This window comes from Paenibacillus sp., from assembly GCF_048976745.1.
Taxonomy (GTDB): domain Bacteria; phylum Bacillota; class Bacilli; order Paenibacillales; family Paenibacillaceae; genus Paenibacillus.
In genome coordinates this window covers 1,353,214-1,374,592 of sequence record NZ_JBHGUU010000006.1, presented here as the reverse complement: position 1 = coordinate 1,374,592, position 21,379 = coordinate 1,353,214, and the positions used below count along the sequence as shown (strand labels likewise).

General features: G+C 48.4%; 16 protein-coding genes. All 16 read left to right on the top strand.

Annotated features, from left to right (window positions below; genetic code table 11):
• The first annotated feature begins 207 nt into the window (after positions 1-207).
• On the top strand, positions 208-480 hold the full coding sequence (locus ACE3K2_RS12640) for a hypothetical protein (protein WP_047843332.1): 273 nt from the start codon (positions 208-210) through the stop codon (positions 478-480).
• Between the two features lie 180 nt (positions 481-660).
• Entirely contained in the window at positions 661-1,470 is an 810-nt protein-coding gene (locus tag ACE3K2_RS12635) for an MBL fold metallo-hydrolase (protein ID WP_421890333.1), read from the top strand.
• Positions 1,471-1,638: 168 nt separating this feature from the next.
• The gene (locus ACE3K2_RS12630) at positions 1,639-2,649 is read left to right on the top strand and encodes an aldose 1-epimerase (RefSeq protein WP_421890330.1); all 1,011 of its coding nucleotides are present in this window, start codon (positions 1,639-1,641) and stop codon (positions 2,647-2,649) included.
• A 132-nt stretch (positions 2,650-2,781) separates the two neighbouring features.
• A complete protein-coding gene (gene fumC / locus ACE3K2_RS12625; RefSeq protein WP_074095411.1) occupies positions 2,782-4,170 on the top strand; it encodes a class II fumarate hydratase in 1,389 nt (462 codons plus the stop codon).
• 177 nt (positions 4,171-4,347) lie between these two features.
• The gene (locus tag ACE3K2_RS12620; RefSeq protein WP_421890326.1) at positions 4,348-7,092 is read left to right on the top strand and encodes a CHASE3 domain-containing protein; all 2,745 of its coding nucleotides are present in this window, start codon (positions 4,348-4,350) and stop codon (positions 7,090-7,092) included.
• Positions 7,093-7,519: 427 nt separating this feature from the next.
• Positions 7,520-9,142: a PucR family transcriptional regulator gene (locus ACE3K2_RS12615; RefSeq protein ID WP_421890323.1), complete on the top strand. Its 1,623-nt coding sequence runs from the start codon at positions 7,520-7,522 to the stop codon at positions 9,140-9,142.
• A 239-nt stretch (positions 9,143-9,381) separates the two neighbouring features.
• A complete protein-coding gene (pucL, locus tag ACE3K2_RS12610) occupies positions 9,382-10,887 on the top strand; it encodes a factor-independent urate hydroxylase (RefSeq protein WP_421890320.1) in 1,506 nt (501 codons plus the stop codon).
• Positions 10,887-11,264 carry a hydroxyisourate hydrolase gene (gene uraH / locus ACE3K2_RS12605; RefSeq protein WP_421890317.1) on the top strand — a complete coding sequence of 126 codons (378 nt, stop codon included), beginning with the start codon at positions 10,887-10,889 and terminating at the stop codon, positions 11,262-11,264. Before pucL ends, uraH begins: the two co-directional genes overlap by 1 nt.
• Before the next feature lie 43 nt (positions 11,265-11,307).
• Entirely contained in the window at positions 11,308-12,711 is a 1,404-nt protein-coding gene (gene allB / locus ACE3K2_RS12600) for an allantoinase AllB (RefSeq protein WP_421890314.1), read from the top strand.
• Complete coding sequence (locus ACE3K2_RS12595) at positions 12,708-14,015, top strand: Zn-dependent hydrolase (protein ID WP_421890311.1); 1,308 nt, start codon at positions 12,708-12,710, stop codon at positions 14,013-14,015. The genes allB and ACE3K2_RS12595 overlap by 4 nt, the downstream gene beginning before the upstream one ends.
• A 6-nt stretch (positions 14,016-14,021) precedes the next feature.
• Positions 14,022-15,263 carry a pyridoxal-phosphate-dependent aminotransferase family protein gene (locus ACE3K2_RS12590; RefSeq protein ID WP_074095406.1) on the top strand — a complete coding sequence of 414 codons (1,242 nt, stop codon included), beginning with the start codon at positions 14,022-14,024 and terminating at the stop codon, positions 15,261-15,263.
• Complete coding sequence (gene ggt, locus ACE3K2_RS12585; protein ID WP_421890308.1) at positions 15,257-16,852, top strand: gamma-glutamyltransferase; 1,596 nt, start codon at positions 15,257-15,259, stop codon at positions 16,850-16,852. Before ACE3K2_RS12590 ends, ggt begins: the two co-directional genes overlap by 7 nt.
• A gap of 49 nt (positions 16,853-16,901) precedes the next feature.
• Positions 16,902-18,224, top strand: coding sequence for a 5'-deoxyadenosine deaminase (locus ACE3K2_RS12580; RefSeq protein ID WP_062834805.1), 1,323 nt, complete (start codon positions 16,902-16,904; stop codon positions 18,222-18,224).
• Between the two features lie 42 nt (positions 18,225-18,266).
• Entirely contained in the window at positions 18,267-19,547 is a 1,281-nt protein-coding gene (locus ACE3K2_RS12575) for an XdhC family protein (RefSeq protein ID WP_421890305.1), read from the top strand.
• Positions 19,513-20,181, top strand: coding sequence for a nucleotidyltransferase family protein (locus ACE3K2_RS12570; protein ID WP_421890303.1), 669 nt, complete (start codon positions 19,513-19,515; stop codon positions 20,179-20,181). Before ACE3K2_RS12575 ends, ACE3K2_RS12570 begins: the two co-directional genes overlap by 35 nt.
• A 269-nt stretch (positions 20,182-20,450) precedes the next feature.
• Positions 20,451-21,368, top strand: coding sequence for an FAD binding domain-containing protein (locus ACE3K2_RS12565; RefSeq protein ID WP_421890300.1), 918 nt, complete (start codon positions 20,451-20,453; stop codon positions 21,366-21,368).
• Positions 21,369-21,379 lie beyond the last annotated feature (11 nt).

The following is a 21,379-nucleotide window of genomic DNA, read 5'->3' as shown; positions in this document are numbered from 1 at the left end:
ATATCGTAGCTTGTTGGCTAATATAGATGTTGTTCAAACACGTATTATAGTCCTCATTACAACTATGTAAGGACTCAGAATGGTTCCTTCATTGAATAAGGTATACGTTGCTACGTTATATATTGTACAATTAACCAATAATAATTACCAAACTAGGTTTACCAGAAATGTTGGAGACCGGCTGTAGATGAAAGATTAAAGGAGAGAATGATTGTGAATATTGAAATTATAAGTGCTGAAATGCGCCGTGAAGGTGAAAAAGGATACGTAGGAAATACCGTTTACCGCACAGAAGGCGAAAAGTCAGTATATGAGATTACCTTCATGAGCAAAAACGGAAAAGACTGGGACTATAGCTTGCATTTCACGGAGCAATCCGGTGATGAAGAAGAGTTGCTTCGTATGGACGAACTGCTTGAGAATGATGACGATCTGTACAATCAATTGCTCGATGCTGCTTTGGAGGCATTTCCGGCTTAACTGGCCGAGATGTTCTTGTTCTATTGTGTCGTGTCGATGACTATACTAGACGGTGTATGCCCGAAACAGGGTGTATACCGTCTATTTTATTGGAAATGTTGAATAGATGATCCAGAAAAGGGAAGTCTACGAGATGAATGGAACCAGAGAGACAATCCGCCAAATGGGAGGTAACCGTGAATGGCATCTGACAATCTGATTACAGAAGGGTTGACGGGACTTGAAGAAGTCGCGCCCGATATTCTCAGTCTACGTACACTATTTGTTAATGTCGTGTTCATCGGAGAGCCAGGAAGCAGGAACTGGGTCCTCGTGGACACCGGAATGGCGAGGTTCACAGATCATATTGTTCAGGTTGCATCAGAACGATTTCAAGGTCCGCCGTCTGCGATCATTTTGACACATGGTCACTTCGACCATGTAGGAACCGTTATTGAGCTGGAACAATTCTGGGGTGTGCCAGTGTATGCTCATCCGCTTGAAATCCCGTATTTAACGGGATTGAAAGATTACCCGCCAGCGGACCCTTCTGTAGGTGGAGGTTTAATGTCCAGGTTGTCATTCGCCTATCCTAATGAGGCAATCAATCTGGATGATCGGATATTCAGTTTACCCAAAGATCATTCCGTTCCAGGTGTATCAGGATGGGAATGGGTGCACACGCCAGGCCATACTCCTGGGCATGTGTCGCTGTTTCGGGAAGCAGATCGTTTGTTAATTGCGGGAGACGCGATCATTACAGTGAAGCAGGAATCGCTGTGGAGTGTGTTGCTTCAGGACAAACAGTTGCATGGACCGCCTACCTATTTCACAACCGATTGGCAGGCTGCTCATCGATCCGTTCAGCATTTAAGGCATCTGGAGCCGAAACTTGCGATTACCGGACATGGGCATGCCTTGAGCGGAGATATGCTGAGTGAATCCCTGAAGCGGCTTGATATGGACTTTGAAGAGAGCACTGTGCCGGATCACGGCAAATATGTGGATTAATTGAACCAACATATGAACGCGAGCAGAGACAGCCGCAGCGGATTGCAGCTGTCTTTTTTGTCTTTCAATCATGAATTTGTTCTCTATCATAGATTGGTATTTTGTGCTCGGGCATGATATAGTCGAGCCGTATAATATAACCTTAGTATGCAGGAGGTACATATAACGATGACACAGCAAAATGCAGCATTTGAAGAACAATTTGGAGGGATACCGGCCATTTGGCTTCGTTTTAATCAGTTTGAAGCGGCAGTTATTCCAAGCGTGGGTGCCAACCTTGTTGCTTTCCGTGATACAGAAAAGGGTTTCCGTTATTTGAGAGAGCCGAATCAGGATCAGATGGATGAATTTATGGCTGCACCAGCGGTCTATGGAATTCCGATTCTTTCTCCACCAAACCGTTATGAGGATGGACGTTTCCCCTGGAATGGTAAAGTTTATCAGTTGCCTGTGAACGAACCGGCTACGGGTAATCATTTGCATGGATTTTTGCATGATGCCGAGTGGAAGGTCGAGGGATATGGTTCTGACCAGCTAGAGAGCTATGTCTTGCTTAGCCAGGACGTGAAAGAAGGACATACATTTTATCAGTACCTGCCATTTACATTCACGGTGACGCTTCGTTATTCATTGAGTAGCCAAGGACTTCAGCAACAATTGATCGTTCGTAACAACGGGAAGGAATACATGCCTAATCTGTTTGCATTCCACACAGCAATTGCTGTACCTTTTGCACCTGAGAGTCAAGCCTCGGATTACACGGCCAAAGTTACGATTGGACAACGACGTGAATTGAATGAACGTTCTCTGCCAACAGGACAATTTCAACCGCTTACACCTGAGGAAGAACAACTGAAGAAAGACGGAGTTAGTCCGTTCTTTGCTGCCATGGATAATCACTACACTGCGGAACCGCAGAATGGACGTAACTATATGGAGCTTACGGACCACCGTACCGGAGACAAACTGGTATATGACGTGGGTACATCGTACAAGCACTGGATGATCTGGAACAATAACATGGGTGGCGAATTCTTCTGTCCTGAACCACAGATGAACCTGGTGAACGCTCCTAATGTTGAAGGCATCCCGGCAGAAGAAATCGGATTGGTCGGTCTGGAACCAGGAGAACTATTCGAACAGAGCAGCCGATTGTATCCAATTGCGTCACAACAATAATTCACGCTCGTTTTGCGCTACGCTTACAATTTTGTCGAAAAGGTGAAAACCTGCTCGTAAATCATGTATAATATGACGAGATACACAAGCTTTGTAGAGACCCAAACCATCTTTTTGGAGGAGGACAAGCAAGTGGAATACCGCATTGAAAGAGATACGTTAGGCGAAATGAAAGTACCAGCCGACAGGCTGTGGGGAGCTCAGACGCAGCGAAGCAAGGAGAACTTCCCGATTGGCAGTGAACATATGCCGATGGAAGTGATCCGTGCCCTAGCCATTTTGAAAAAAAGTGCTGCGGCCAGTAACCATAAATTAGGTAAATTATCTGCGGCTAAGTCGGATGCCATCGCTTATGCAGCAGACGAGATTATTGCAGGCCGAATTGATGACCATTTTCCACTGGTTGTGTGGCAGACAGGAAGCGGAACGCAATCCAATATGAACGTGAATGAAGTCATTGCCAATCTGGGGAACCAACTGCTGGAGCAAAAGGGAAAGGAAGAGCGTCTGCATCCCAATGATGACGTGAATATGTCCCAGAGCTCCAACGATACATTCCCAACGGCTCTGCATGTTGCAGGGGTTCTGGCTGTTGAGGATCAACTTTTGCCGGCCATTGCGGTCTTAAAAGCCACTTTTGCAGACAAGTCAGAAGCATTCAAGGATATTATCAAAATTGGACGTACCCACCTTCAGGATGCAACACCAATCACACTTGGCCAGGAGATCAGTGGTTGGGAAGCCATGCTGGGCAAGAGTGAGCGTATGATCCGTGAAAGTGTACAGTACCTGAAGGAACTTGCAATCGGCGGTACAGCTGTTGGAACGGGTATTAATGCGCATCCGGATTTTGGGGACTTCACTGCCAAGGAGATTGGCAAACATACCGGGAAAGATTTTGTATCTGCACCAAACAAATTCCACGCACTTACAAGTCACGATGAAGTCGTGTATGCGCACGGTGCGGTTAAAGCGCTTGCAGCAGATTTGATGAAAATCGCCAATGACGTCCGCTGGTTGGCCAGTGGCCCTCGCAGTGGATTGGGCGAGATTCGTATTCCGGAAAATGAGCCAGGCAGCTCCATTATGCCGGGTAAAGTCAATCCAACTCAGAGCGAGGCCATTACGATGGTGGTTACGCAGGTCATGGGGAATGATGCAGCGATTGGTTTCGCGGCAAGTCAGGGTAATTTTGAACTGAATGTATTCAAACCGGTTATCATCTATAACTTCTTGCAATCTGTGCAACTCTTGGCGGACTCTATTATTGCGTTTAATGACAAGTGTGCCGTAGGCATCGAGCCTAACCTGGATCAGATTGAACATAATCTGAACAATTCGCTAATGTTGGTTACCGCGCTCAATCCGCATATTGGTTATGAGAATGCAGCCAAGATTGCGAAGCTTGCGCATAAAGAAGGCTTGTCTTTGAAACAGGCGACGTTACAGACGGGTCTGCTTACCGAAGAGCAGTTTGATCAATATGTCGATCCAGCCAAAATGATCGCACCAAAGGCCTAAAATCAGCCAAAATGAGGAATATAGATCAATGAAGAGGACGACCTGCATAAGCAGGTCGTTTTTCTTATGGATTCCGATGAACTTAAAGCTTGTCAGACTATACGTATGCATATAAACTACATATGCAACGTTTTAATTTAATGGAATAGGATTCGTATATATTTGGAGGTTTCCGCGTTGTCAAAAACGAGAAGATTTACGATACGCTCCAAAATTTTATTGGGCTATCTTGTGGTTGTACTTTTGTTTGGTGCTGTTCTGTTAGTGCTTACGGCCCAAATTAATGTGTTACAGAAGGAAAATGATTTTATCTCCCATCATGATCTGGAAGTACATAATCTGACCAACGCGATTGAAAAAAATGTCTTGAACATGGAGACAGGACAGCGTGGATTCATGATTACAGGCAATGAGAGTTACTTGGAGCCTTATTCCCAAGGTATATCCCAGTGGAGTTCCAACTACGATCAGTTGAATGCGCTCATTAGCGACAATCCTTCACAACAGCAGAGTCTGCAAAGCATCAAAGCTCATATTACGCGCTGGATTGAGATTGCTGGGGAGCCGTCAGTGGACTTGAAAAAGCAAGGGGATCAAGCAAAAGTGGTTGCATTCTTTCAATCTGATCCGGGTAAAACTGAAATTGATCTCCTGCGCTCTCAACTTACAACCTTCCGTAACACAGAGATCGCTCTGACCGAGGCGAGGGTTACTGAACTTGCCAGACGCAGTTCCACACTGCTGACGATAATGTACACGCTGTGGGGGATTATTGCAGCGTTATCGATTGCAGCCGCTCTGGTGATATCAGGAAATATCGTCAAAACGTTGCGAGATGTTATGCAGACCATCAGTGATATCTCCAAAGGTGGGAACCTGAAGCAGCGAATTCAGGTGCGGACACATGATGAAGTGGGGGACCTTGGCCACGAAACCAACAAATTACTGGATGAAGTACAGGAACAGAATCGGGTCAAGGACCAGATCACAGGCATTGCCACACTTTTACAGAACCCAACCAATCTGGAGGGACTGTCCCGCTTGTTCCTGAGCGAGCTTGCCATGTTGTTTGAAGTTCCCTATAGCGTCTTGTATTACTGGAAAGACAATCGACTGCTGCGGGTAGCTGCGTATGCTGCGGATGGAGAGAAAGAACGTTCGCTCGGTAAAGTGTCGCTTGCCCCGGGTGAGGGGCTTGTCGGTCAAAGTGCTGTGGAGAAGCGAGTCTTGCGCATGAATGATTTGCCTCAGAACTATATCCGAATCTCTTCGGGTCTCGGGTATACATCTGCCACATCACTTACCGTTGTACCGGTCCTGTTCGAGGGCAGAACGATTGCAGTAATCGAGCTTGCTTCAATGAAACCGTTGCAAGAGAATGATATGAAGCTGATGCAAGAACTGACGGACATTTTTGGAGTTTCACTGCACTCGACCGTCACTCGTATGGAATTACAGCAATTATATGATGAGTCCCAAGTTCTGAATGAAGAATTACAGGCACAGTCAGAGAAACTTCAGTCTCAGACCGAAGAAATGCTGTCTCAGACGGAGGAACTGCAAATGCAGACCGAAGAGCTTCATATGCTTAATGAACGCCTGGAAATACAGAAGAGCGCTGCTGAGACATCAGCCAATGAACTAGCAGTTGTGGCAGATCAGTTACGAACAAGCTCGGGGTACAAATCCGAATTCTTGGCGAACATGTCCCATGAACTGCGGACACCGCTTAACAGCATGTTGATTTTATCCGAAATATTGTCTGAAAACAAAAACAAACACTTAAATAGTGAAGAACAGAACTATGCTTCGGTCATTCACAAGTCAGGCAAGGACTTGCTGAATCTGATCAATGATATTCTTGATCTATCCAAGGTAGAGGCCGGGCAGATGGAAGTGGATTTTGATGATGTCTACCTAAGCAGTCTGCCTGAAGTTATGAATCAGTATTTCCTGAAAACAGCAGAGCAGAAAAAAATAGATTTCCGAATTCAGCTCCAAAGTCCTTTACCGGAAACCATCGTGACTGACGAGATGAGAATGCATCAGATTCTCCGGAATCTGCTCTCGAACGCATTCAAGTTCACCAGTGAGGGTGAAGTTGCCTTAACCATCTCCAGAATGAGTCTGGCACATCCTGAAGTGAAAGACCAAGAGACCGACGTGATTGCTTTCTCCGTCAGTGATACGGGAATTGGCATTGCCGAAAACAAACTTCTGCAGATCTTTGATGCATTCAAACAGGCGGATGGGGCTACGGCACGAAAATATGGCGGAACAGGACTTGGTCTATCCATCTCACAATCGCTTGCGACTTTGCTGGGTGGTTCAATCTCGGCAACAAGTCGTGAAGGACATGGCAGTGTGTTCACGCTGTTCCTGCCACTGCGAAGAGATGAGCCTGAGACTATGAATGTTTCGCGGTTGTTCCTGAATGAGGTGGCTAGCACTACACCTGAGATCAATAAGCTTCCTTCAATGACTTCCGAACAATCGGATGTTTTGTTGACACCTCTGGAAGAATCTTTGCTCAGTGGTCGTCAAGTGCTTGTCGTTGATGATGATATTCGAAATGTATATGCGCTGGCTAACGCTCTCGAGCAATACGGTATGAATGTCATTTCCGCTCAGAATGGGTACGAATGTCTGGAATTGCTGGAGCGTGGAGGAGTCAAACCGGATATCATCATGATGGATATTATGATGCCGGAACTAGACGGTTATGAGACGACTCGCCAGATCCGTGAACGGCTTGGCATGACTCAGCTTCCGATTATTGCGCTGACAGCCAAGGCCATGAAAGAGGATCGGGAGAAATGTATTGCAGCAGGCGCTTCCGACTATCTCAGTAAACCACTGAATATCAAAGATGTATTATCTCGTATGAAATTATGGATGAATCACGAAACATTGGAGATCTGATCATAGTTGAACTAAACATGATTTACACTGACACTACGATGACAGAACAACCTTCCAATCGCTGTTATCCCCAGATTTTTTCGATTCCCTTTTCTAAAGGGAAAAATCCGGGGATAAAGGCGAACGCTTCGCTTTTTCAGGTTTTTTCTGTCCTCTCCGTTATCGTGTAAATCAATTAGTTCAACTTATGTGGATCATAGTAATTTTAATAAAACCTATGCCGATTACAGGAAAGTGCGCTGTAATTAGGTCATAGGTTTTATTTTTTTGCCATGTAAGCTTTATTGAGAAAAATGATGTTATAATACTTAACAACAAACAAGATTAAATGGATGGATATAGATTTAATTAGGAATGTAATCCAGAATTTATTATGTTTAAACGAGAATGGCATAATATTGTGTTATATATATGGGAGGTAGTGTCCATGCAGCTTACGGTTAAAGAGGCTTTACAGGTATACCCGTTGTCAGAGGCCAAACTGGTTGCGGGTGGAGAAGGGACATCACGGATGATGAAATCCGTTAACGTCATGGACGCTCCTGATATCGCGGATTGGATCAAATCCGGAGAAATGTTGTTCACCACCGCTTTTATTATGAAAGACAGTGAGACGGATGCACTACGTTTGATGCGGCGTTTGAACGAACGTGGCTGTGCAGGACTTGGCATCAAGCTGGGACGTTTCTGGCAGTCCATTCCCCAAGGCATTGTTGAAGAAGCTGATCGGCTTCGTTTGCCATTGCTTGAGCTCCCTTTTCAATTCACCTTCTCGGACCAAATGAACGCCTTGTTCAAGGCTGAACATGAACGCAGTAACCGATTGCTGCACGAGGTTGTGCAGAAGCAGAAGAAATTAATGCAGTTTGCACTGCAACAGCAGCCCCACCGGAATGTGTTTGCCGAACTTGCTACGGTGCTCAACTATCCGCTTGGAGTCATTGGTTCACGTGGGCATGTGCTTTACGGTAGTGAAGGTATTGCAGGGGATGCTGTAACCCAAGGCTGGCCATGGAAATCCGTCATGCACCGAGTGAAATGGAATCAGGGAAGTTGTCATCGCGTACCGATCAAGCAAAATGATGAAGAATACGGATCGTTGCTGGTGTTTACCGATTCAGCTTTATCCCTTCGAGCGGAGGAAGAGTTGTTCCAGCAGGCTGCTGATGTACTGGCATTTTATATGGATATGACTTATCGCGAGCATATTAATCCAACTGTGCAAGATGAGATGCGTACGCTTCTTTCACAGTATCTGGATAACAAAATGACCATTCAGGAATTGACTACCTTGAGTGAAAACAAAGGTGTACATCTGTTCCAGGGAACGTATCAGTGCGTACTGATTACGCTTGAGCCGACTCTGTTCGCCGAGGGAAAGTTGCTTAAACAGATTCATCGTGAATTACAATACAATCCGCTGATGCAATTCACGGCCTCACAGCATTTTCAGATCGAAGATGGCATTCTGTCCATCTATACCTGTCCAACAGGGAGAGACTATGGAGAGGAACTGTCAGGTTTTCTGCTCAACCGGTTCGGTGATGTGCTGGCAGCACAAGAAGCAAAAGGGGCACCGGCTCCACGTTTCTGGATCAGCAAAATGAAACACGAACCCAAATCGCTCCGTGAAGCGTATCAGGAATGTCTGGATACCCGACAACTGGCTCGTCGATTCGGCATGAAAGACCGTGCGTTGCAATTTGAAATGCTCGAATTTGCCTATGTGTTCCAACATGTACCGGATAACATCATGGAGAACTACTGCAATAAAGTACTTGAACCGTTACTTGCCAGAGACGGTGATCCCAATCAGGTATTAATGAATACATTGGAGTCCTTTATTGAGAATGATGGACTGATCAATGAAGCTGCCAAGCAGTTGTTTGTGCACCGCAACACGGTCACTTATCGTATGGAGAAAGTTGGCAGCTTGCTGCAAATGGACTTTAAGAAAACAAATGATCTGCTCAAATTAAAGCTGGTATTCACCTTCCGTAAGTTTGTGCGGGACAAAACAGCTGCAAGACCGCACAATGTGCAACTCTAGACCGCACGTTGTGCATCGTGACAATGCTACCGTGTCATACACCCAAGAACCGCATTCCCTTGATGGAGTGCGGTTTTTTCATGTTCAAGGGCAAGGAAAGCTAATCTTGCCGTGCACAGCAAACAAATCGTAACTATGATGTTATGTTATATTACAAAATTGCGTAAATATTGTTGTCGCGACATTGAACGACACTTAAAATGAAGAACAATAATCCATAACAGACCGGAGGTTCTAACATGAGCGACTTAATTAAACTTGTTAACAACTGGTCTATCACGCAGTTCGTGCATACGTTTGGCGGCTTATTTGAGGAATCACCATGGGTGGCTGAACGTTCCGGGCTTTTACGACCTTTTGATTCATTTGAACAGATGATGAACGTGATGAAGAACGTGGTTCAGACATCGGATGACCAGGTGAAGTTGCAGTTGCTTCGAAATCACCCGGATCTTGGAGCGCGAATCAGCATGAGCAGCAATTCCGTTCAGGAACAAGCTGGTGCAGGACTTGATTCACTCTCACAAGAGCAATACAACGAACTTCAACAATTAAACAAAGCATATACAAGCCAATTCGGCTTTCCTTTCATATTGGCTGTAAAAGGCCATACCGCAAGCTCCATCCTCGAATCCATGAGGCAACGTCATCGCCGAGGCAGGGAAGAAGAATTTGAGACTGCATTGAAGGAAGTATTCAAAATTGCGGGCATTCGCTTGGAGCAGTGGCTGGCACAGATCGGTCATGAACATGAGTTCGTGAGCAAGCCAGCCGCAGTGCAGCGGCGGACCATGTATTACGGCAAAGGGGATGTGTGGATGTACCGTTCCTACGCCAAACCGTTGACGGGTATTCAGTCCATTCCGGAATCTCCTTTTATGGGACGCAGCAATATTCTGTTTGGATTAAACATAAAGGTTGCTGTACAGGGTGATGAATTCTTGCCTTCTTTTGCAGAAGGGGATAATTCGCTGGTGGTGGCAACCGATTCGATGAAAAATTTTATTCTCAAACATGCAGCGGATTACACAGGGGCAACGGTGGAAGGATTTCTGGCACTGGTAAGTCGGCGTTTCTTGGAGACATATCCGCAGATGAGCAAGGTTCAGATGACAGCGGACCAGATTCCTTTTGAAGATATACCGATTGGATTGGAAGGAAGTTACCGACCGAGTGCGCTCGTATTTCGTTATTCGCAGAATGATCGTGCGACAGCTGCCGTGGAAGCGGAACGAACAGGAGACTTGATTGAACTAAGCAACCATTTCAGTGGTGTAGCCGATCTGAGACTGATCAAGGTCAAAGGCAGTGAATTTGCCGGATTTATGCAGGATGAATATACCACTCTTCCAGAGACATGGGATCGACCGTTATTTATTTTCCTGAACATCAATTGGCGTTACGAAGATCCGAGAGATGGCATGGATGATCAGCGTGGACGGTATGTGGCGGCGGAACAGGTTAGAGACTTGGCTGCTGCGGTATTTCATGAGTGTCGATCCGCTTCCATTCAACATCTGATCTACCAGATTGGACGAAGGTTGTTAAGCCGATTTGAGCAACTGAGTGAGGTATCATTTGAATCCAATAATCGGACGTGGGAGACAGTGCTGGAGGAAGTGAAAGAGGGAGAAGGCAAAGTATTTACCGAGCCGAGACCACCATATGGATTCCAGGGTTTCTCACTGACAAGGGATGATCTGGGAACAGATGACCGTGACTCCGGGAAAGAAGGTGACGTCTGATGTCGATATCTGGTGGACGAATTACAACACATGTGCTGGATACATCCAAAGGTGTCCCTGCTGCGGGTGTTCGGATCGAACTGTACACCTTGAAGAGAGATGGAGAACAGGAAAGCAAGATCAAAGTGGCTGAGTCGGTGACCAATGCGGATGGACGGTTGGATGCACCGCTGCTGGATGAAGGCAAGTTGGAGCCAGCGATATATGAGCTTCAATTCCATGTCGAGAGTTATTACGCACAACGTTCGCTCGAGGAGCTGGGGCAGGCATTATGGACGATTGTTCCGATTCGTTTTGCCGTATCTGAAGCCTCAAGCCATTACCATATTCCATTATTAATTGCTCCAGGAGGTTACAGTACATACCGGGGAAGCTGAATATGCACACATCCGGTTCTGATTCAAGGGGAGGGTCATCCATATGACAACATTTGATACCATCATCCGGGGGGCCCGGGTGGTGCTGAGAGATCGGGTAGAACAACTGGATATTGGCATTACTGGTGAGAAAATAACGGAATTGTCCAAGCGGCTGACTGCTGGTGAAGCGACTTGCATCATAGAAGCTGAGGGGATTACAGTGATGCCGGGTGTCGTGGACATTCATGTACACTTCAATGAACCCGGACTCGCCAGTTGGGAGGGATTCCGATCAGGTTCGGCAGCCCTTGCCGCAGGGGGAATCACGACCTATGTTGATATGCCACTTAACGGCGTACCGCCAACCACGAGACCGGAAGCATGGGAAATGAAAATGAAAGCAGCGGCAGAACAATCGTATGTGGATTATGCTTTCTGGGGAGGCTTGGTTCCCGGAAACCGTGAGCAACTTGCTCCACTGTCACGGCTGGGTGCTGCCGGATTCAAGGCATTTATGTCCGAGCCGGGAGGTGAAGGGGAAGACATCTTTGCCAGAGCTGATGACCATACACTGCTGGATGGGATGAATGAACTTGCAACATTAAACCGTGTGCTGGCACTTCATGCAGAGGACGAAGGCATCGTTGCCGAACTCGGTGCGAGAAGCATCGCTGAGGGAAAGACTGAACCGATGGATTATATCCGGTCCCGACCTGCGGAAGCTGAAGTCGTCGCGGTTGCCCGAGCGCTGAAATATGGTGAACAGACCGGGTGTGCGCTGCATTTTGTGCATATTAGCACCCGCGAAGCGCTGGATCTGATTGCAGCGGCCAAACGGCGTGGACAGGATGTTACTTCGGAGACATGCCCTCATTATCTGACACTGACCGATCAGGATGTCGTCCGTTTGGGTGCTGTAGCGAAATGTGCTCCACCGCTTCGCAGTTCTGCCGAACAGGAGCAGTTATGGGATGCACTGGCTTCAGGGTTGATTGATGTTATTGCCTCAGACCATTCTCCATGTCCGCCATCCATGAAACAATCGGATAACTTCTTTGAAATCTGGGGAGGCATATCGGGGGCACAGAGCACACTGCTAATCATGCTGGAGAATGGACATCTTCAGCGTAATATCGACCTTCCGTTGCTAGGTAGAGTGCTCTCCCTGCAACCTGCCAGAAGGCTTGGTCTGGAGAGCAAAGGGGAGATTGCAATTGGCAAGGATGCAGATCTGGTGCTGATTGACTGGGAGAAGAGCACAAAACTGAACACGGAGGATCTGCTCTATACGCATCAACAGAGTCCTTATGTGGGACGTACATTTAAGTGTCAGATCGCAAACGTATTTTGCCGTGGGCAGCGCGTCTACAACTCGGAATCCGGGTTATCTCCTGTGCCTATCGGGCAACACATTGCGGCGTACTCTTCTAATCGCATCAAAGCGGGAACGGAGGAAGCGCCATGACGGAGTCGGGAGTATACCGGTCATCCGGTACTAATAATGCACCTCTTTCTTTGCCAAATGTGGAACAGGTGGAGCTGCAAGCCATGCTTGACTGGCTGTCGACATATGGTGCAGATACACAGGGCGGCGTAACACGACTGTTGTATGACTCGGCTTGGTGTGAAGCACAAGGTGCCCTTGCTGCCAAAATGCAGGAAAAAGGGCTGTCTCCCGAGTTCGACCAGTCCGGTAATTTGTATGGCACACTCAAGGGCGAGGGTAAGGGATCAGCGACTGGTGCTGAAGAATTACCGATCGTGACCGGATCACATATCGATACCGTGGTGTATGGAGGCAAGTATGATGGTGCTTACGGTGTCGTTGCCGGTGTCCTTGCTTTGGAGTATTTGCAGAAGCATTTTGGAGCACCGAAGCGCACACTTCAAGTGGTATCCCTATGTGAGGAAGAGGGAAGTCGATTCCCTTTTGCATATTGGGGTTCACGCAGTATAACAGGAACAACGTCTCTGGAAGATGTGGAGCATTTGAAGGATCAAGACGGTGTTACCTTTGCACAAGCGATCCGCGATGCGGGTTTTGGGCCCGATAGTGCGTATAGACCGACTGCGAAAAATTATGGTGCCTTTATTGAGCTTCATATTGAGCAAGGTCAGGTTCTGGAACGTCTCGGACATTCGATTGGCGTTGTATCCGACATTGTAGGTCAGAAGCGGTTCAGTATTACGGTAAGCGGAGAAGCGAATCATGCGGGAACGACACCGATGTCCTGGCGCAAGGATGCATTAGCCGGAGCCGCTGAGATGATTACTGCAGTGAGGGATATCGCATTGGAAGCAGGAGAACCGCTTGTAGCCACGGTTGGGCGAATCACAGCCGATCCGGGTGTTGGAAATGTGGTTGCTGCGCGAGCGGTGTTTTCACTGGATATCCGCCATATCCGGCAGGAAAGTATTGATCGCTGTTGGCAGGATATGCTTCAAGCTTTTAGTCGGATCGCAGCCGAGCAACAGCTCGGACTGGACTGGGAAGAACATCTGTCGGTGACGCCCATTCCTATGAATGCAAAGATGATCTCAGACATTCAGGATACCTGTGAGCAGGAGCAATTGTCCTATTGGCTAATGCCAAGCGGCGCGGGACATGATTCGCAGATTTTTCAGCCGGCTTGTCCGACAGCCATGATTTTTGTGCCGAGTCAGGATGGTATCAGTCATAATCCACTTGAATATACAGCTGAGGCAGACCTGATGCACGGTTTTCGGGTTCTGGTCCGGCTACTCTATAAATACGGTTACGGGAGTTGAATGAAGATGTCCACCTATAAAGAGTTATCTCCGTCCTTGCGGACCATTATGACCCCGGGACCGGTTGAAGTTGATCCACGTGTACTCAGAGCACTATCCTTTCCGATCCTGGGGCAGTTCGACCCGGAGTTCACATCCTTGATGAATGAAACGATGGCGATGCTGCGTGAGTTATATATGACAGATAACGAGTGGTGTTATCCTGTCGATGGTACATCCCGTTCAGGTATTGAAGCGGTGTTGGTCAGTCTGATCCAGCCTGGTGACAAAGTTCTCGTTCCGATCTACGGACGATTCGGACATCTGCTGGTTGAAATCTCGGAACGCTGTGGTGCGGAGGTTGTCTTTTTTGAAACGGAATGGGGAACGGTATTTGATCCTGAAGAGGTGATCAAGGCGATTCATACCCATAAACCAAGCCTGGTTGCTATGGTTCACGGTGAAACTTCCACCGGTCAGATGCAGCCCCTTGCCGAGATTGGCAAAGCTTGTCGCGACCTTGATATCTTACTCGTCGTGGATGCTGTAGCAACGATTGGCGGAACTCCGGTGGAAACGGATGCCTGGCATCTGGATGCGGTGATGGGTGGAACGCAGAAATGCCTGTCCGTTCCTTCAGGGATGGCACCTCTCACGTACAACAGTCGTGTGGAACAGAAACTGATGAGCCGCAAAACCGTTGAACGCGGACTCCGTGACGCAACCAGTGCACGGGCAGAAGGCCGCACCATCGCCAGCAATTATTTTGACCTGAGTCAATTGCAGGATTACTGGAGTTCGGCCCGGCTGAACCACCATACAGAAGCTACTTCCATGCTCTACGGTCTTCACGAAGGTTTGCGCATTTTGCTGCAAGAAGGATTGGAGGCCAGGTTCCAAAGACATCTGGTGAATGAACGTGCATTGGTCGCTGGAATTCAAGGAATGGGACTGCAACTGTACGGGGATATGTCGAGTAAACTTCCGGTAGTCACTTGTATCACGATTCCGGAGGGGATTGATGGTGAGTCGGTGCGCAGCATGTTGCTGAACGACTTCAGTATTGAGATTGCCAGTTCGTTCGGGCCATTAAAAGGACAAATCTGGCGAATCGGTACAATGGGATTCAGCTGCCAGCGCAAGAACGTACTTCATGTGCTCGGAGCGCTGGAAGCTGTTCTATTACGTCATCGACACGTATTGCCTGCCGGTGAAGCAGTGCAGGCCGCATTGGATGTGTATGCAGGGAAGGAGGGAGCCTTATGTTAAACCAGATGCCAATCTCCAGAGAAGTTATGGTTACCACTCCTCATTATCTGGCGAGTGCAGTGGGAAGCTCCATCCTCCAGCAGGGCGGGAATGCTTATGATGCTGCTGTTGCGGTCAGTGCAGCGCTGGGTGTGGTATATCCGCATATGACCGGTCTTGGAGGGGATGCCTTCTTCCTGATTCATGACGGAGCCAGTGGTGAGATTACCGCGTATAACGGAAGTGGCCGTTCAGCCGCAGGCATTCATGCAGAAACGTTCAAAGCGATGGGCATGAGTGCGATTCCTCAGCGTGGTGTGCTTAGTGCCATCACGGTTCCGGGAATGGTCGATGCCTGGTGGGAAGTCTGGTCCCGGTACGGAAAGTTAACGTGGGGACAATTGCTTGAACCCGCCGCCCAGTATGCGGAAAAAGGGTGCCCTGTATCCCGGAATCTCCGCCTGTGGATGGAAAGGGATGAAGATTACATTATGGGGCATACACCGCTGCGGGCGGTATTTGCTCCTTTGGGTACACTTTTGCAGGAAGGCGAGTTATTGATCCAGTCTGATCTTGCTGCCTCCATTCGTCTGATTCAGACGGAAGGGCGAGATGCTTTTTATACAGGAGAACTCGCGGATCGGCTGACTTCGGCTATTCGTGAGGATGGAGGTATGCTTGCACCAGCGGACTTTGCAGGTCATCGAGGGGAGTGGGTGAAGCCGGTCAGTACGGGGTACCGTGGGTATGAAGTTCATCAGATGCCGCCCAACTCGCAGGGTTTCTCCATGTTAATGATGTTAAATATGCTGGAGCATATCGATCTGTCCTCGGTTGCACGTACCTCACCGGAATTCTATCATCTGATGGCGGAAGTGGTGAAAAAGGCGTTTCGTGATCGTGACCAGTATCTGACGGACCCTGATTTCAGGGACATACCGCTGGAACATCTGTTATCCAAGGATTATGGAGACCAATTGTGGAATGAGATTCAATCTGCTCCACCTGTGGCACAGCCGTTTTTGTCCAAAACGATAGGTCAGGACACGGCGTATGCAGCGGTTGTAGATAGCGAAGGCAACGCCGTTTCCTTCATTCAGAGCCTGTATTTTGACTTTGGTGCAGCGTATGTCCCAGGGGATACGGGGGTGATCATGCAGAACCGGGGATCTTTTTTCTCCTTAGATCCGAGAGATGCCAACGTACTGGAACCGAACAAACGCTCATTCCACACCCTCATGCCGGGCCTTGTTACACGAGATGGCAAACCCTATATGCTCGTGGGTACACAGGGAGGAGAAGGCCAGCCGCAGACCCAATTATCGGTGCTTACCGGCGTGCTTGATTACGGGCTGAATATTCAGGAAGCGATCAGCCTGCCACGTTGGGTGTATGGACGTACATGGGGCGAAGAAGGTGATACGATGCGTGTGGAGAACCGATATCACGATGACGTATGTGCAACCCTGGCCAAGTGGGGACATAACGTTGAGGCTAGAGCACCGTGGGACGGTATTATGGGACAGTCACAAGGCATTGTCATTCGTGAGGACGGCATGATTAGCGGCGCCGCAGACCCCAGAGGCGATGGTATGGCTATTGGGTGGTAAATATGTATGAATTGAACGATATAGACAGACATAGATAGGGGAGATTGGCATGGGAACGATCCTGCTGAAAGGCGCACAGCTTGTGACGATGAATGCAGAAGAGGAAGTGTTCATTGGAGATCTGTTAATCGAGGATAATAAAATCAAGGAGATTGCAGCTCACATTGACGTTCAGGCTGATCAGGTCATTGATGCTCGCGGCAAAGTGCTATTGCCTGGCTTCATCCAGACGCATATTCATCTGTGTCAGACCTTGTTCCGTGGACGTGCGGACGATCTGGAACTGATGGATTGGCTTCGTCAACGGATCTGGCCGCTGGAAGCAGCGCATGATGAGGAGTCTGTGTATTATTCAGCAATGCTTGGACTCGGCGAATTAATCTCCAGCGGAACTACGACTATTCTGGATATGGAGACGGTACATCACACAGACTCGGCGTTTCAGGCGATGGCACAGAGCGGCATCCGGGTCATCTCCGGCAAGGTGATGATGGATCATGGAGACGAGGTTCCGGAACCTTTGCGTGAGAATACGGCAACTTCGCTGCAACAGAGTGTGGATCTGCTGGAGAAATGGAACGGGTTTGGCGGAGGTCGCATTCAATATGCTTTCTGTCCTCGCTTCGTTGTATCATGTACCGAAGAATTGCTGGTAGAGGTGCGCGATCTGTCCAATAAATATCATGTCAAAGTCCACACCCATGCCTCCGAGAATCGCGGAGAGATCGAACTGGTCGAACACGAACGCGGGATGCGTAACATCGTATACCTCGATCATATTGGTCTGGCGACCCCAAGATTGGTGCTTGCCCACTGTGTATGGCTAAGTGAGGAAGAGAAAGAGATCATCCGCAAGCGCGGAGTCAAAGTCACTCACTGTCCTGGATCGAATATGAAGCTTTCTTCCGGGGTGGCGGATATTCCGGATCTGCTGAATCGTCAGATCGCGGTTGGCATCGGTGCTGATGGAGCGGCGTGCAACAACAATCTGGATATGTTTCAGGAGATGCGCCTCACAGCGCTGATGCAGAAGATTCCTCATGGCCCAACCGTGATGGATGCCCGGACCGTATTACGCATGGCTACCATGGGTGGTGCAGAGGTGCTTGGCTTGTCCAAGGAAATTGGCAGTCTTGAAGTGGGCAAAAAGGCAGATATGCTGCTGCTGGATCTCGATGATTTCCACACGTACCCTTCCTATGAGACAGATGTCTATTCCCGCGTGGTCTATTCGGCAACACGTAGCTGTGTGGACACCGTTATTATCGATGGCAGCATTGTACTCAAGAATCGCAAGATTCAAACGATCGATCGTGGCATTGTGCTGCGTGAGTCAGATAAAAGCATTGCGAGATTGATGAAGCGCATCTGATTGAAGCAACCTTATGCAATGCCAGAAAGGATGGAGACGACGATGGAAATGCATGATCTGTGTGCAATCCCAGCCCGTGATACGCGCTGCGTGCTCGCAACAGCAATCAAGGTAGAGGGTCATGCTTACCGTAAGCAGGGAGTCTCTATGCTGTTGACCGAGGATGGCGAAATGTATGGCAGTATCAGTCCGGGATGCCTGGAGAGTGATCTTCAGGCCCGGGTGAGCCATGTGCTGGATACGAAGCAGATGGAATTTGCGGAGTACGACATGCGTCCCGAGGATGATCTGTCCTGGGGGGAGACGATTGGCTGCGGCGGACTTGTTGTTGTGCTGCTTGAACCTGTGTATGGTGAACTCCGATATACGTTACAGAAGATGCATGAGTGTTTTCAATCCGGCGCTGCAACAGCATTAATCCGAACGTTCCAAGATGATCATACGAGGGTTGAATATGACTGGAAACGGATTGAGCCTACGGAAAAGCGTCACCAGCCAGTCTTGCGCCCTGCACTCGTCCCTCCTGATCGTCTGGCAAATTATAATCGATCACCATTACAGGTTGATGTACAACACAGCAGTGGGAATATCAAACATGAATATACGGCATCAACACAACATTTTCCCGATATACCTCGCCTTACGCTTGTGCCTGAAGTGGCACCAGTTACGTCAAATGGATCTCACTCTTCCCATTTATCCAATGATTCACAACAAATCTCTGATTCTGATGCTGAAATATCGACAAACGATACGGTTTCAACCAATCCCTGGGATCTTCCACAGCAACTCACTTCACTGTACACGCCTAAACCTCGTCTGATTATCATCGGAGCCGGGAATGATGTTATTCCTGTTGCCAGACTCGCCCAATCCGCAGGATTTCGTGTTGTGATAGCCGATTGGCGAGAGTCCTTATGCACCTTGGAACGGTTCCCTGGAACCGAACTCGTACTGGGTTTCCCATGTGAGATCATGCCTCTGATAAATGTGAACAACGGGGATTATTTGATTTTGATGAGTCACAATTTCCCCCGCGAACGTGAGCTGTTGGAGATGTTAGTGGACTTTGAGTACGCGTATCTGGGCATCATGGGTTCCAAAACACGAACAGCCCGCCTGCTGGATGGCTTACCACCGTTGAAACATGTGCATTCTCCCGTTGGTTTGAGCATCGGAGCAGACGGTCCCGAACAGATCGCCATCAGCATTGCAGCGGAATTGATCGCATGTAAACATAAGGTTTCTGCCTTGAGTTCCGCGGTGGTGGAGAAGGGAAGCGTTGCACATGCGAATGACGGGCATCGTTCTGGCAGCAGGTAGGAGTTGTCGTCTTGGTCGGGATAAACTTTCGGTTGTCATGCCAGACGGGAGGTCACTGGCTGCATGGTCACTGGAAGCTGCGCTGAATTCGGATCTGGATCAAGTGGTCTGTGTGGTTAAACCGGAAGATTCGTTGGCTTGGCTGCCTGTAAAATGGATTGATTCTGCCGCGTATGCGTATCATCCCACAGCTCGACTTCGAATTGTAGTCTGTGCTGACTATGCTTGCGGCATGGCCAACTCTCTTCATGCTGGTGTATTGTCGGCCATGGAATACCAACCGGAGGGCGTTCTCATGTTACTGGGTGATCAGCCTCTATTAACAGCGCAGGATATGAATCGGGTGATTACGGCACTGGCTACCCACAAGCTGTGTGACTATGCGGCAGCTACTGACGGAGAGGGTGGAAAGCCGCCCGTTGCTTTTCGCTCCCATATGTTCGGACCTCTGTTGTCTCTGCATGGAGATGAGGGGGCACGCAAAATTATGCGCAGCGCCAACTATTCAGGTGTACATGTACCCCTGTCTGAGACCAGTTTTTGGGATGCGGATACGGAACCGGAATTGGAACGTATTCTGAGTCATGTATATGAATCGGGGCAGGCAGACTATATAACAGGAGAAGATAAATGACCATGTATAAATTAATAACATGATGAGGTCAGCCAGGCAGTCTGGTTGGCCTCTTTGTCTTCTTTTCACGTCTGGCGAAAGAGAGTTTATGTTAGCTTTTCATAGATCATAATGCATCAAGCACAAATAGAACGCAGGTTTTATACATTTATCCAAAACGATGTGAAGGTAATTGACGTTGCTGCTTAACTCTCATATGATTTGAAGAATTATCTGGATCAGACGGTTGAATTTCCTGCCCAAGGAAGAGAGAGAAAGGGGATGCAGCGATGGTAACACCGGCATATGGTTCTGGAGCATTGCCATCCGTATGGCAACCTGAGAGCCTGCAAGAACTGCAAACGTTGAGAAGTGAATTGAAGGGAATATATTGTTTGACAGCAGGTGGAACGTTGCTGCGAACCCAGTGGGAGGGCGGCTTGGTTCCAGCACCTGAACACATGATTAGCCTGGCTCGTATTCCTGAAATGAGCCGTATATCTCATCGTGGAGATGAGATCATCATTGGTGCAATGACCCGTTTAAAGGAATGTGCTACACAGACGTTGCTGCATCAACTGCCCATTCTGCATGAAGCGGTGAATGTAATTGCAGCTCCTTCCATTCGAAATGTGGCAACCATTGGCGGGAATATTGTATCCGGAGTAGGCGATACGCTGCCTGCTTTGCTTGTATATGATGCCGAGCTGCATTGGTTGACGGATAGCGGAATCGAGATTCGAAGTGTGTCTTCCTGGCTTCAGGGTGGACGGGATGGCAGTCGTAATCCAAGGGATGTATTGATCTCGATTCATCTTCCGATGAGATCGTCATCGATGTTCGATGTGGACGGTGAGCAGCACAGACCTGCAACACGAGAAGTTTCCTTTTACCGCAAGCTGGGTCGACGGGAGACGTTCAGTGCATCGCTGGTGACGGTTGCGTTATACGGTGAGATTGATTCGGATCATCGCTGGACCAAGATTGCGATTGCTGCAGGCGGGGGCTCAGGCATGGCGATGCGACTTCTGGAGACGGAACGACAGCTTCTGGGTAGCGAAGCTTCCGTCATGCAAGCGGCGACTCTTGCAGCTGGTGTGGCTGACGAATTTACCACTTATGGCGATGCATTTGCAACGGAAGATTATCGTAAGCAGACTGCAGGCAACATTCTTGGCGCGGGGCTATGGGAAGCACTTCTCGAATAGATAAATGGGAT

Excerpts from the sequence above, each read along its gene's own strand:
- ACE3K2_RS12630 (WP_421890330.1), top strand. The coding sequence starts at position 1,639 with ATGACACAGCAAAATGCAGCATTTGAAGAACAATTTGGAGGGATACCG.
- ACE3K2_RS12590 (WP_074095406.1), top strand. The coding sequence starts at position 14,022 with ATGTCCACCTATAAAGAGTTATCTCCGTCCTTGCGGACCATTATGACC.
- ACE3K2_RS12640 (WP_047843332.1), top strand. The coding sequence starts at position 208 with ATGATTGTGAATATTGAAATTATAAGTGCTGAAATGCGCCGTGAAGGT.
- ACE3K2_RS12595 (WP_421890311.1), top strand. The coding sequence starts at position 12,708 with ATGACGGAGTCGGGAGTATACCGGTCATCCGGTACTAATAATGCACCT.
- uraH (WP_421890317.1), top strand. The coding sequence starts at position 10,887 with ATGTCGATATCTGGTGGACGAATTACAACACATGTGCTGGATACATCC.
- ACE3K2_RS12615 (WP_421890323.1), top strand. The coding sequence starts at position 7,520 with ATGCAGCTTACGGTTAAAGAGGCTTTACAGGTATACCCGTTGTCAGAG.
- ACE3K2_RS12575 (WP_421890305.1), top strand. The coding sequence starts at position 18,267 with ATGGAAATGCATGATCTGTGTGCAATCCCAGCCCGTGATACGCGCTGC.
- ggt (WP_421890308.1), top strand. The coding sequence starts at position 15,257 with ATGTTAAACCAGATGCCAATCTCCAGAGAAGTTATGGTTACCACTCCT.
- ACE3K2_RS12565 (WP_421890300.1), top strand. The coding sequence starts at position 20,451 with ATGGTAACACCGGCATATGGTTCTGGAGCATTGCCATCCGTATGGCAA.
- ACE3K2_RS12635 (WP_421890333.1), top strand. The coding sequence starts at position 661 with ATGGCATCTGACAATCTGATTACAGAAGGGTTGACGGGACTTGAAGAA.
- pucL (WP_421890320.1), top strand. The coding sequence starts at position 9,382 with ATGAGCGACTTAATTAAACTTGTTAACAACTGGTCTATCACGCAGTTC.
- ACE3K2_RS12580 (WP_062834805.1), top strand. The coding sequence starts at position 16,902 with ATGGGAACGATCCTGCTGAAAGGCGCACAGCTTGTGACGATGAATGCA.
- ACE3K2_RS12570 (WP_421890303.1), top strand. The coding sequence starts at position 19,513 with ATGCGAATGACGGGCATCGTTCTGGCAGCAGGTAGGAGTTGTCGTCTT.
- allB (WP_421890314.1), top strand. The coding sequence starts at position 11,308 with ATGACAACATTTGATACCATCATCCGGGGGGCCCGGGTGGTGCTGAGA.